The 13,062-nt window shown below is 72.8% G+C and carries 7 protein-coding genes; 1 reads left to right on the top strand and 6 read right to left on the bottom strand.

Features of this window, described 5'->3' with window-relative positions; genetic code table 11:
- Positions 1-86 precede the first annotated feature (86 nt).
- Positions 87-1,445: an MFS transporter gene (locus ACOKM3_RS41620; protein ID WP_426906500.1), complete on the top strand. Its 1,359-nt coding sequence runs from the start codon at positions 87-89 to the stop codon at positions 1,443-1,445.
- 40 nt (positions 1,446-1,485) lie between these two features.
- On the opposite strand, the gene ACOKM3_RS41615 is transcribed toward ACOKM3_RS41620, so the two are convergent.
- The 6 genes from ACOKM3_RS41615 to ACOKM3_RS41590 are packed head-to-tail and all read right to left on the bottom strand — an operon-like array spanning position 1,486 to position 12,961.
- Complete coding sequence (locus tag ACOKM3_RS41615; RefSeq protein WP_426906499.1) at positions 1,486-2,313, bottom strand: amidohydrolase family protein; 828 nt, start codon at positions 2,311-2,313, stop codon at positions 1,486-1,488.
- Entirely contained in the window at positions 2,310-3,278 is a 969-nt protein-coding gene (locus ACOKM3_RS41610) for an aldo/keto reductase (protein ID WP_426906498.1), read from the bottom strand. The genes ACOKM3_RS41615 and ACOKM3_RS41610 overlap by 4 nt, the downstream gene beginning before the upstream one ends.
- Positions 3,250-5,964, bottom strand: coding sequence for a family 78 glycoside hydrolase catalytic domain (locus ACOKM3_RS41605; RefSeq protein WP_426906497.1), 2,715 nt, complete (start codon positions 5,962-5,964; stop codon positions 3,250-3,252). The genes ACOKM3_RS41610 and ACOKM3_RS41605 overlap by 29 nt, the downstream gene beginning before the upstream one ends.
- Positions 5,965-5,974: 10 nt before the next feature.
- Positions 5,975-7,495: an alpha-L-fucosidase gene (locus ACOKM3_RS41600; RefSeq protein ID WP_426906496.1), complete on the bottom strand. Its 1,521-nt coding sequence runs from the start codon at positions 7,493-7,495 to the stop codon at positions 5,975-5,977.
- Complete coding sequence (locus ACOKM3_RS41595) at positions 7,492-10,386, bottom strand: glycoside hydrolase family 2 TIM barrel-domain containing protein (protein ID WP_426906495.1); 2,895 nt, start codon at positions 10,384-10,386, stop codon at positions 7,492-7,494. The genes ACOKM3_RS41600 and ACOKM3_RS41595 overlap by 4 nt, the downstream gene beginning before the upstream one ends.
- Positions 10,376-12,961 carry a family 78 glycoside hydrolase catalytic domain gene (locus ACOKM3_RS41590; RefSeq protein ID WP_426906494.1) on the bottom strand — a complete coding sequence of 862 codons (2,586 nt, stop codon included), beginning with the start codon at positions 12,959-12,961 and terminating at the stop codon, positions 10,376-10,378. The genes ACOKM3_RS41595 and ACOKM3_RS41590 overlap by 11 nt, the downstream gene beginning before the upstream one ends.
- Positions 12,962-13,062: the final 101 nt, after the last annotated feature.

Genomic DNA, 13,062 nt, shown 5'->3' with positions numbered 1-13,062 from the left:
CATCAGCAGTTAACTATCCAGTGGGTTAATTAACCCGGCCGGCTCAGGGCCACCGGGTTGATCCACCCAGCCCTCAAGGAGCCCGCGTGTCCGTCCCCGCAGAATCACCGCGCGCACCACAGGGCCAGCCCCGCAAGGCGGCATTCGCCGCCTGGAGCGGCAGTGCCCTCGAGTACTACGACTTCTTCATCTACGGCAGCGCCGCCGCGCTCGTCTTCCCGAAGGTGTTCTTCGACGAGTCGGATCCGGCCGACGCCACCCTGCTCTCGCTCGCCACGTTCGGCGTCGCGTACGCCGCGCGGCCCGTCGGCGCGTTCTTCCTCGGTCACATCGGCGACCGTCTGGGCCGCCGCAAGATCATGGTGTTCACCGTGGTCCTGATGGGCCTGTCGACGTTCCTGATCGGCTGTCTGCCCACCCGCGAACAGGTCGGCGGATTCGCGCCGTTGCTGCTCGTGCTCTGCCGCATCATGCAGGGCATCTCGGCCGCGGGCGAGCAGTCCAGCGCCGGTTCGATGACCTTGGAACACGCGCCGGAGGACCGGCGCGCGTATTTCACGAGTTTCACCCTCAACGGGACCCAGGCCGGGCAGCTCCTCGCCACCATCGTCTTCCTGCCGATCGCGGCGCTGCCCGAGGACCAGCTGCTTTCCTGGGGCTGGCGCATCCCCTTCTGGCTGAGCCTCGGCGTCGCCGTCGCCGGCTACGTCATCCGGCGCTCGCTGGACGAGACGCCCGAGTTCGCCCGCAAGGCCGAGTCCGGCGAGGTCGCCAAGCTGCCGCTCGCGGTGCTCTTCCGCGACCACTGGGTGGACGTCCTGCGCGTGATCGGGGGCGCCCTGGTCGCCTCCGTGAGCACGATCTTCACGGTGTGGGCCCTGTCGTACGCGACGAGCGACGCGGTCGGCATGGACCGCTCCGCCATGCTGTGGGTCGGCGCGCTCGCCAACCTCGTGGCGCTCGCCGCGATCCCGCTGTGGGCGAGGCTCGCCGACCGCATCGGCCGCCGTCCCGTCTTCCTCACGGGTGCCGCGGGCAGCGCGCTGCTGATGTTCGGCTACCTGTGGGCGATCTCCACGGGCTCGTACGCGCTGACGTTCGTGCTCGGCATCCTGGCGTTCGGCGTCGTCTACAGCGCGGCCAACGCCGTGTGGCCGGCTTTCTACGGCGAGATGTTCCCGACCCGCGTACGGCTCTCGGGCATGGCCATCGGCACCCAGATCGGCTTCGCCATCTCCGGTTTCGCGGTGACGTTCGCGGCGCAGATCGCGGGCCCGGGCGGCGACAACTGGGGCGCGGTGGCCCTCTTCACCGCGGCGCTGTGCGTGCCGCCGGTGGTGGCGGGGCTCACGGCGCGCGAGACGGCGAAGGTGCCGACGGCGCGGCTGGGTGAGCGGGACGCTGTGCCCGCTCACATCGGCGACGCCAGCAAGGCGGCCGTCTGAGAACACCGGTGCCCGGCCCCGCGGCCGGGCACCGGTCCGTTCAGAGCCGGTAGACCCGCTCAGCCGTACCCCGCAGCACCGCCTCCCGCTCCCCCGCGGCGAGCCCCTTGGTCACCTCCTCGACGCGGCCCGTTACCTCGGCGTACGTCGCGGTGAGGGTGGAGACGGGCCAGTCCGAGCCGAACATCACGCGCGTCGGGCCGAACGCGTCCAGGCTCGTCGCGGCGGCATCGGCACAGGCGAGGGCCGCGCCGGACAGCTTGCACGCCGTGTTCGGCAGAGCGGCGAACGCCCGGACCGCCCGCTCCCACACCCCGCGCCCGCCGGCCTCGTCCGGCGGGTTTCCCGCGTGATCGAGGACGAAGGTCACCTCTGGGTGGCGCGCGGCGGCCCGTGTGCAGGCCGGAAGCTGGTCGACACGGGCGAGGACGTCGTAGGCGAGGCCCGCGTCCGCGAGTGCGCCGAGTCCGCGTCGCACGTCCGCGCGGAGCAGCCATCGCGGGTCGGGTTCGGCCTGCACGGCGTGCCGGACGCCGACCAGCCGGGTGCCGCCCGGCTCCTCACGCAGCCTTGCGAGAGTGTCGGCGACGTCGGGGCCGGTGAGATCGGTCCAGCCCACGATGCCCTTGACGAGGGTGTCGTGGGCGGCGAGGGCCAGCAGTTCACGGGTCTCGGCCCGGTCGGGCACGGTCTGCACCACGACGGTGCCGTCCACGCGCGCGTGCCCGGCCTGCGGCCGCAGGTCGTCGAGGGTGAAGTCGCGGCGCAGCGGGGCGAGTCGAGGGCCCTTGATCCACGGCTGGTCGCGCACGGCGAGTCGCCAGAGGTGATGGTGTGCGTCGATCAGCGACGGTGCCTGGCCGCTCACCACGTGCCCGTCTCCGACAGCAGTCCGCGTTCGGCGAGCTCACGCCAGAAGGCCGCTGGAACGTCACGGGCCGCACGGAACTGCCTTACGAAATCCTGCACTTCGCAGGGCGAGCGGGCACCCATCACGAGGCCCAGCACCGCATCCGGAGCCGACGAGAAGGCGAGGGCGGCGGCGCGCAGGGTGGTGCCGTGACGTTCCGCGGCCTCTTTCAGGTGCAGCGCACGGGTGACGAGAGCGTCGGGAGCCGCCGTGTAGTCGTAGGTCGCGCCGGGCCGGGGGTCGGCGAGGAGGCCCGAGTTGTAGACGCCGCCGACGAGGACGGCGACGCCGTGCCGCTCGGCAGCGGGCAGCAGGTCGACGCGCGCGTCGGGATCGAGGAGGGTGTGGCGCCCCGCGCACAGCACCACGTCGATGTCCGTGTCGCGGACGAAGCGGGTGAGCATCGCGGACTGGTTCATGCCGGCCCCGATGGCCCGCACGACGCCCTCGGCGCGCAGCCTTTCGAGAGCGGGATACGCCTCGGCGAACGCCTGCTTTTCGTGGTCGTCGGGGTCGTGGAGGTAGGCGATGTCGACGCGGTCGAGGCCGAGGCGGGTGAGACTCTCGTGCAGGCTGCGGCGGATGCCGTCGGCGCTGAAGTCCCAGACGCGGCGGGGCTCTTGCCCGCCGGGGCCCGGGACGAGGAGGCGGCCGACCTTGGTCGAGACGACGTACGTGTCACGGCGGCGGCCGGCGAGTGCGGTGCCGAGCCGGCGCTCTGCGAGCCCGAGCCCGTAGTGCGGCGCCGTGTCGAAGGCGCGCACACCGGCGTCCCAGGCGGCGGCGACGGTGGCGTGGGCCTGGTCCTCGTCGACCGGCGTGTAGAGGTGGCCGAGAGCGGCGGTGCCGAGGACCAGTTCCGTGACCGGGACGCCGCTGCGTCCGAGCGTGCGGCTACGGAAGGGCGCGAGGCTGTGGGGCACCGGGAGGTCTCCCTGTCGTCGGGGCCGCCGTGCCGCAGTCGCAGGGCTCGCGCGGCACGAGCGGGTGGCCGATCTCGGTGACCGGCCCGGGCGGGGCGTCGTACGGAACCGTGAACTCATGTCGTCCAGCGCCGCGTTCGACTGTGGTGTCACTCCCCGGCAGGGAGATCTCGGCTCGAACGCCCGGCGGCACACGCACGTCGACGGTGACGGCGCCGCCCTCGATGCGCCAGCCCGCCTCCGCTCTCCCGTACGGGGTGAGGTGCGCGGCCCACGCGTGGGTGAGGGTGCCGCCGGGCCTTGGCGCGACGCGGATGCGGCGCCAGCCCGGTTCGGCGGGAGCGAGGCCCGCGACGGTGCGGTGCAGCCAGTCGGCGACGGAGCCGAGGGCGTAGTGGTTGAAGGAGGTCATCTGGCCGGGGTTGACCGTGCCGTCGGGCAGCAGCGAGTCCCACCGCTCCCACACGGTGGTGGCGCCCATGGTCACCGGGTACAGCCACGACGGGCAGTGCCGCTCGGCCAGCATCCGGTGGGCGAGCCGGGTCTCGCCCACCGCGCAGAGCGCGTCGCAGATCAGCGGGGTGCCCGCGAATCCTGTGGCGATGCGGAAGCCGGAGCGCCGCACGAGGTGGGCGAGGCGGCGGGCCGCCGTGTGCCGCTGGTCCGCGGTACTGAACAGGTCGAAGCTCAGGGCGAGCGAGTAGGCGGTCTGCGAGTCGGAGGACAGGCGGCCCGCGGGCGTCACGAACTCGGCGGCGAAGGCGGCACGCAGTCGCGCGGCCAGCTCACGGTGACACTGTGCGTCGTCCTTCTCGTCGAGCAGTTCGGCAACCTCGGCGACGAGGTCGGCGGAGTGCACGAGGTAGGCGCAGGCGACGAGGTCGGCGTCGGTGCGGGCGGCGGCCGGGTCGTCGGGCGGCGCCGCCGGATCCAGCCAGTCGCCGAGCTGCCCGGGGTCGCGCCACACCCCGGCGCCCGCCTCGGCGCGCGCGGCGCCGAGCGCCAGCCAGGCTGCCATGGAGGGGTATTGGGACCGCAGCACCTCGATGTCGCCGCTCGCCCGGTACAGCGCCCACGGCACCAGGACGGCGGCGTCGCCCCACAGGGCGTGCACGCCGTCCGCCATGGGCGGGTCGAGGATGTCGGGCACGACGAGCGGCACGGACCGGTCGTGGCGGGCGAACTGCTCGGCGGCGAGGTCGCGCAGCCAGCCGCCGAGCATGCCGGTGCAGTCGTACAGGAAGGCGGCGGTGGGCGCGAAGACGGCGATGTCGCCGGTCCAGCCGAGACGTTCGTCGCGCTGGGGGCAGTCGGTGGGCAGGTCGAGGAAGTTGCCGTGCAGGGAGGCGACGGCGTTGTCGTGGAGTCGGTTGACCAGAGCGTCGCTGCAGGTGAACCAGCCGGTGCGGCGCAGATCGGAGCGGACGACGACGGCTTTCACGCAGGTCGGGTCGAACTCCCCCGGCCAGCCGTCGATTTCGGCGTAGCGGAAACCGTGGAAGGTGAAGCGCGGTTCGTACGTCTCCGGGGCGCCGCTGCCTCGCAGGACGTAGGTGTCCGTGGCGGCGGCGTCGCGCAGGGGTCGGCGGGCGAGTTCGCCGCCGTCGAGGACTTCGGCGTGGCGCAGAGTGACACGGTGTCCGGCGGGTCCGGTGACGCGGATGCGCAGCCGGCCGACGACGTTCTCACCGAAGTCGACGACGGTGCGGCCGGAGGGTGTGGTGCGGACGCCGCGGACGGGGACGGTGCGGGTGCGGCGCATGGGCGGGCCGGTCGGTGCCACCACATCGGCGGCCGGGAAGGGCAGTTCATGCAGGGGATGCCAGTCGTGGTCGTCGTGGCCGGGCTCCGACCAGCCGTCGCGTTCGTGCCGGGCGTCGTACTCCTCGCCGTCGTACAGCTCGGAGCGCAGGAGTGGCCCGGTGGTCCAGCGCCAGTCCCGGTCGGTGACGATGGTGTGGGTGCGGCCGTCGACGTAGCGGATCTCCAGTTGGGCGAGCAGGGCGCGGTGCGGTCCGTAGCGGGCGCGGCGGCCGCCGTCCCAGCCGAGGCGGCCGGTGTACCAGCCCTCGCCGAGCAGCGCCCCGAGCGCGTTCCCTCCGGGGCGTAGCAGGGCGGTGACGTCGTGGGTGCGACAACGCAGTCGGTGGTGGTAGGAGGTCCAGCCGGGTTCGAGGACTTCGTCGCCGACGCGGACACCGTTGATCTCGGTCTCGTACACGCCGTACGCGGTGGCGTAGAGGCGGGCGGAGGCGACCGGCGCGTCGACGGTGAAGGCGCGGCGCAGCAGGGCGACGGGCAGGGGCCCGTCCGGCGGTTGGCTGTCCGGGGTGACGGGCCGGGCCTGCCAGTCGGCGCGCGTCAGGAGTCCGGCCTCGACGGTGGCGGGCGGGGACCAGGCGGTGGCGGAGCCGTCCGAACCACCCCAGACCCGCACCTGGACGGTGGCGCGCTGCCGGGAGGCGAGCGCGGGACCCGGCCAGTCCACGAGGACGGAGTCCGGGCTCTCCACCCGACCGGTGTCGGCAAGGACGGCGACGTCCTCCCCTGTCACCCTTAGCTGGTAGGCGAGTTGGGTCCAGTCGGTTTCGTCGGTCTCGGTGCGCCAGCTCAGGCGGGGCGCCGCCACGCCGATCCCGAGGGCGTCGCGGTGGTGCTCGAAGACGGGTGCGGTGACCCGGCCCATGCTCACCCCCTCACGTCCAGTCGAGGCGGAGGACCTGGACGTACGGGGTGGGCGGCCGGTCGGGCAGCCGTACGTCGAGCCCTTCGGCTCCCGCCGTCCATGTGGGCTGTTCCGGCGCGCCGAGCAGCGTGACCTCGCGGGGCGGGGTGGCGGCCGCGAGGCTGTGGATGCGGATCCTGCGGTCGTCGGGCCAGGACATGACGAAGGCGTACACGACCTCCTGTTCGGGGACACGGGTGAAGCGGAGGTCGCGCGAGGTGTAGGTGAGCCGGCTCTCGCGGGCCTTGATACCGCTCACGTTCGTGGGGCCCTCGCCGTACACGGTCCAAGGGCGGTTGCCGTACAGCGCCTCGCCGCAGACCCGCATCCAGGCGCCGAGGGAGTCGAGGACGCTGCTGACCTCGTCGTCGAGGGTGCCGTCGGGCAGCTGCGGCACGTTGAGGAGCAGGCAGCCGTTCTTGCTGACGGTGTCGACGAGCAGGTGGACGATCTCCTGGGCGGACTTGTACTGCTCGCCGTCGCGGTAGAACCAGTCGCCGATGCTGGTGTCGTACTGCCACGGGTCCGGGTCGATGCCGCTGAGCTGGTGGCGTTCGACGTCGAGGAGTACGGCGCCGCGGTCCTCGTCGGCGATGGTCTTGATGCTGACGGCGCCGTCCGGTGTGCGGTTGTAGTAGTCGGCGAGGAACTCCAGGCCCCTGCGGCGGTCCGGCCCGTCGGCGACGCAGACACTGCCCTCGTCGAAGGGCATCCGTGAGTCGTCGAGGTAGACGAGCTCGGCGTCGTGGCGTTCGGTGACGTCGCGCAGCCGTGCGTAGAAGTCGTCGACGAACGCGGCCGTGGGTACGTCGCCGGGCTTACGGGGCGGGCCGTACAGGGCGCGTGGGTCGAGCCCCTCCCACCAGGTGCCGCGGCCGTCGGCTGCGGTGAGGTGCCCGTCGTAAGGTCCATCGGCGTCAGCGCCGTACGCGGCGTCGAGCCAGCGCCAGGTCCAGGAGCCGGCGTGCATGGAGATGCCGAAGCGCAGGCCGGCGGAGCGGGCGGCGTCGGCCCAGCGGGCGACGATGTCGGTACGCGGGCCGACGGTGACGGAGTTCCACGGCTGGCGGGCGGAGTCCCACAGGTCGAAGTTGTCGCAGTGGGCGGCGAGGGAGACGAAGTAGCGGGCGCCCGCGCGGCGGAAGCGGTCCATCAGGGCTTCCGGGTCGAAGCGTTCGGCGCGCCACTGGTGGCACAGGTCCTTGTGGCCGAAGCGCGAAGGGTGTCCGTAGGTGGCGCGATGGTGGGCCGTTTGGCGGGCGGTGCGTTCGCGTTCGAAGTCCTCGGTTCCTGCGTAGGGGCCGTAGAGATGGCGCGCGTACCAGTCGCCTCGGCGCGCGGCGCACTGCGGGCCCCAGTGGGACCAGATGCCGAGTTTGGCGTCGCGGAACCAGTCGGGGACGCGGTGACGGCGCAGGGAAGCCCAGTCGGGGGTGTAGTGCGCCCGCTCGGTCGCGGCGGGTGCGGAGCGGAGTTCCTCGACGCTGCTCATGCGGTTGCCTCTCCTGGTGCGGGCACTTCTACGGGTCGCAGAAGCAGGGCGAACTTCCAGTGTTGGGGGCGCAGTAGGTGGTGCTTCAGCGGAGGCGGGCCGCAGGAGGCGCTGCCGAGGCCGTGCTGGGCGATGTCTATGTGGAGGTGGAGACGGCCGTCGGGCGTGAGGTCGCACGGGTGGGCGGCGGCTTCGAGGGCCTCGGTGCTCCAGGGGCGGACGGTGAGGCCGAACGGCCTGTCGGGGTCGGCGGCCTCGACGCGCAGCCCTTCGCCGGTTGCCGGGTCGGTGAGTTCGGCCCAGCGGACGGCGGCTCGACGACCGTTCTCCTGCGGTACGACGTAGGGGGTCTGCAGGGCGGCCACGGTGGCGGTGAACAGGCCGACGCGGGCGGCCTGTTCACTGTCCGGGTAGGCCTCGCCAGGACCCTTGCCGTACCAGCGGACCCGGTCGTAGCGGTCGGGCAGGGTGAAGCGGACCCCGGCCCTGGGGAGGGTGCGTTCGCCCCACGGCCCCTCGGGGACGATCTCGACGGCGAGGCGCAGCGCGTCGCCGAATTCGGTCCACTCGTGGCGCATGCGCAGACCGTGCGGGAAGCCCTCGGGCGCGAGCCGTACCTCGGCGCCGTGCTGTCCCGACCACAGCGTGCGGGACACGAGACGGTCGAGACCCGCCGAACGCCATTCCCTCAGCACGGAGTTGGCGCCCATGCCGCGGTCGTTGTCGGTGGGGGCGCGCCAGATGTCGAGGTGAGGGCCGTCGACGTCGGGTGCGGCTTCAGGAGGGGTCGCCCGCTGGGAGCACGCGGGGGGTGTGCGCCGCGGGGCGGCAAGCCGGCCCTGCGCCCAGGCGACCTCGTGACCGGCGGGCGCCCAGGGCGTGTCCGCCGCGAGCACGGCACGCACCGTGAGCCATACCTCCCCGCCGCGCGCGGGGGCCACGGCGGGCATCGGCACGTCGACGCACTGGCGGGCCCCCACGGGGGGAACCTTCAACTCGCCCTCGGCGCACGGCACCCCCTCGCGCTCGGCGGTCCAGGTGAAGCGCAGGTGGGAGAGGTCGCGGACGTCGTGGCGGTTGCGCACGGTGATACGCCCCGGGGCCGTCGTGTCGATGGTGATGCCCACCGGTTCGACGGCCTTCTTGTACGCGGCGAGGCCGGGTGACGGGGTGCGGTCGGGATGGACGAGGCCGTCGACGCAGAAGGTACCGCCGTGCGGGCTGTCGCCGAAGTCGCCGCCGTACGCGAAGAACTCCCGGCCGTCGTCGGTGGTGCGGCGGAAGCCGTGGTCGATCCACTCCCAGACGAACGCACCGGCGCAGCGCGGATGCCGTTCCAGGGTGCGCTGGTACTCCTCCAGGGACCCCGGCCCGTTTCCCATGGCGTGCGCGTACTCGCACAACAAGAAGGGCAACTGCCGCCTCCGCTCCTCCAGTTCGGGACGGCCCTCCGTCTCGGGTGGCGCCGGTTCGGCGTGGCCGCCTATGCGGTCGACGTCGTCCACGGGCGCGTACATGAGGCTGTAGAAGTCGGAGTGCCGGTAGGTGCGGTCGCGTTCGTAGTGCAGGGGGCGGGAGGGGTCGCGGTCGCGGGTCCAGGCGGCGAGGTCGGCGAGGTTGGCGCCCGTGTGACTCTCGTTGCCCAGGGACCAGATGACGATGCTGGGATGGTTCTTGTCCCGTTCGACCATGCGTCGCATACGGTCCAGAAGCATCGGGCGCCAGCGCGGGTCGTCGATCGGGTTGTCCGTCCAGCCGGCGTGGATGAACCCGTGGGTCTCGATGTCGCACTCGTCGATCACCCACAGTCCGTACTCGTCGCACAGGTCGAGGAAGGCGGGGTGCGGCGGATAGTGGGCGGTGCGCACGGCGTTGATGTTGTGGGCCTTCATCAGCTCGACGTCGCGGCGCATCGTCGCGAGGTCGAGGGCCCGGCCGCGGTCCGGGTCGTGCTCGTGCCGGTTGACGCCGCGCAGCAGTACGGGGGAGCCGTTGACGGTGAAGCGGCCGTCGACGATCGCGACGGTGCGGAAGCCGATGCGCAGCCGTGCGCGCTCGGTGTCGGTGCGCAACTCGGCTTCGTAGAGGCGGGGTTGTTCGGCGCTCCAGGGTTCGACGCCGGGCAGGGTGAGGGGCCGGTCGGCGGGGTGGTCGTGGATGCCGAGTTCGGGGACGGCGAGGAGGGCCGCCGCCGACGTCTCGACGCGCAGCAGGCCTTCGTGTCGTACGTGGTCGTACCCGGCGTGCACGAAACAGTCGTCGAGGCCGCCCGGCGGGCGCTCCAGGAGGGTGACGTCGCGGAAGATGCCGGGCAGCCACCACATGTCCTGGTCCTCCAGGTAGCTGCCGGACGACCAGCGGTGGACGCGGACCGCGAGTTCGTTGCGGCCTGGACGCAGGGCGTGTCCCGCCTCGAACTCGACGGGGAGCCGGCTGCCCTTGGAGGTGCCCAGCTCCTGTCCGTTGAGCCAGACCTTGCACGCCGAGTCGACACCGTCGAACCGCAGGACGCTGCCGGCACCACGCCAGCCGTCGGGCAGTTCGAAGGTGCGGTGGTGATCGCCGGTGGGGTTGGCGTCGGGGACGTGCGGCGGGTCGATGGGGAACGGGTAGGCGGTGTTCGTGTAACGGGGGACGCCGTGGCCGCGCAGTACCCAGTGCGAGGGCACGGGCAGGTCCGTCCAGGTGCCGGAGGCGGCGCCGGTCCCGGCCAGGAAGTCGACGGGCGCGTCGGCCGTCGGTGAGAGCCGGAAGGACCAGGGCCCGCCCAGGTCGAGGCGGGCGGCGTCGGAGGCCGGCGGGGCGATACGGGGCGGTCGGCGCAGACCCGTACCGGGCGTGAAGTCGGCCCAGTAGGGCATGCCGTGCGCCTCCTGTCCCTCAGGCCGCATCGGGGCTCCAGTCTCCGGGGACCGTGAACTCATGGATGCCGGGCGGCACTTGACGTACGTCGCGGCCGCCGTCCGGCAGCGCCAGCTCCACCCGGGTGTCGGCGCCCGGCGGCAGCGTGACCGTCAGGCGGAAGGCGCCCGGAGCCCGGTGCCAGGCGACGGACGCCCGGCCGCGCGGCGTGTCGTACCAGGCACTCGCCCAGGTGAGGTCGCCGACCGGGGCGGGGCGCACCACGATGTGCTCGTACGCGACCGAGGCCGGGGTCTGCCGCAGCCCAGCCAGCGAGCCGACCAGCCAGTCGGTGGCCGCGCCGAGCATGTAGTGGTTCTGCGAGGAGCCGCGGGTCGGGCCGTCCCAGCGTTCGGTCAACGCCGTCGCCCCATGGGCGAGTTGGTAGCCGTAGCTCGGATTGTCCGTGCGGCTGAGGATGTCCCACACCACGTCGTCGCGGCCGTGGTCGGACAGGACGCGCAGCAGCGACGGCAGGGCGATCTCGCCGACGGTGACGTGGTCGCCCGCGTCGCGGACTCCCGACACGAGGTGGTCGAGGACAGCCGGCGTCTCTGCGGCGGGTACGGCTCCGGCCTCGAGGGCCAAGGCGTCGCAGGCCTGGCTGCCGCTGCCGTAGGTGTGCCTGTCGGCGTCGTGGAACCGCTGGTGGAAGGCGCCGGCGATGTCGTCCGCGAGGCGTCGGTGGGCGGCCGCTTCACGGTGGGCGCCGATCGCCTCGGCGATGTCAGCGAGCGCGGCGGCGATCCGCCGGTGGGCGAAGGTGGCGGTGACGGCCTTCGGGGTGGAGGTGTCGAAGGCCATCCAGTCGCCGAGCCCGTGCTCGAGGATCAGCCCGTCGGGCGAGCGGGAGCGCAGATGCTCGAGGTAGCGCAGCATGCGCGGGTAGTGGGCGCGCAGTGTGGCGGTGTCGCCGTAGGTGCGGTGCAGCCACCACGGCGCGAGGACGAGGGCGCCGCCCCAGTTGGCGTCGTCGCGGAACTTGTCCTCGAAGACGGTGTACTCCGGGGCGATGTCCGGGACGAGACCGGTGGCGGTCTGCGCGTCGGCCATGTCGCGCACCAGCTTGCGGTAGTGCGCGGCGACGTCGTAGCCGTGGGCGACGGCGGGGAAGACGAGGTGGACCTGTTCGAGCCAGCCGAGCTTCTCGCGGTGCGGGCAGTCGGTGAGCAGGCTGTACATGTTGCTCTGGACGGCTCGGTCGATCAGCCGGTGGACACCGTTCAACAGATCCGACGAGCAACGGAAACCGCCCGCGGGGGTGTTGGCGGCCCGCATCACCTCGCCGCGCAGGGTGTCCGGCGTCGGCGGCTCGGGCAGGCCTTCGACCTGGAGCCAGCGGAAGCCGTGGTAGACGGTCGCGGGCTGCCAGCGTTCGCCGTCGGGGTCGCCGCGCAGCGTGTAGCGGTCGAAGCAGGGCGTGCCGGTGAAGCGCTGGTTGACGGTGCCGTCGGGGGCGAGGAGCTCGGCGGGCCGGATCACCACGGAGGTGCCCGCCGGGCCGGTCACGTCGAGCCGCGGCCGTCCCGCGATGTTCGTGCCGAGGTCGAAGACGTGCACGCCGGGCCGGGGCTCGCTGAGGGCGACCGGGGTGAGCGTGTCGACGACCTCGACCGGCGGATGGGCGCGCGCCGTCAGGGCGACGTCGGCGGGCAGGGGCGCGGGGACGGCGGGCCGCCAGCCGCCGCGGTCGGCGCCGGGGCGGTGCCAGTCGGCGGGTTCGAGGCGGGCGTCGTGCTCCTCGCCACCGAACCAGGCCGAGAGGGTGACCGGGCCGGGACGCGTGCGCCAGCTCGGGTCGGTGACCACGGTGGTGGAGGCGCCGTCCGCGTACTCGGCGTACAGCAGGGCCAGGGCGCGGGGGCTGCCGTGATCGGCGCGCAGTTTGGTGTAGCGGCCGTCGGTGTCGAGGACACGCGCGATGCCGTTGCCCAGGGCGATGCCGATGGTGTTGACGCCGGAGCGCAGGGCTTCGGTCACGTCGTACGTGGCGTAGAGCAGACGCTTGTCGAAGGCGGTGCAGCCGGGTTCGAGGCGGGCGCGGCCCGTCGGCGCGCCGTTGACGAACGCCTCGTAGACGCCGAGAGCGGTGGCGTACAGACGGGCTCGCACCGGGGTGGCGGGGAGGCTGACGTCACGGGCGAGGAGGGGCAGCGGGTCACCAGGGCCCAGGTCCGGTGCGGTGATCCATTCGGCGCCCGCCCAGTCGTCCGGGGCCGGCAGGCCGGTCTCCCAGGTAGCGGGCGTGCTCCAGGCGGTCGGCGTGTCCTCGTCGCCCCGCAGGGAGTGGTCCCACACGCGCACCCGCCACCACACACGCTGCCGGGCGCCGGGCGCCTTGCCGTCGTAGCGGATGCCGGTGTGGGCTTCGCCGGGGACACGTCCGCTGTCCCACAGGTCGCAGGCACCGTCGGTGAGCAGAGCGGACGTGGTGGCGCTCTGCACCTGGTAGGCCGACTGTCGGCCCTGCGTCAACTGCCAGGCCAGGTCGGGGTGTTGTTCGTCGAGGCCGAGCGGGTCAGTGAGGTGGTCGGTGCGCAGGGTGTGGGGCGGGCGTCGGGTCATGGTGCGGCCTCCACCTGCGTCGGTACGGCCGTGCGCATCGGGCCTCCCCTTCGGGTCCCACCCGGACTCCAGGTGGCATGCCACTCTTCATCGCCGAATTT

Source organism: Streptomyces nidicola, from assembly GCF_050106155.1.
GTDB lineage: Bacteria > Actinomycetota > Actinomycetes > Streptomycetales > Streptomycetaceae > Streptomyces.
Note: the sequence above shows the minus strand (reverse complement) of the source record. Positions and strands in the feature narration are given on the sequence as shown.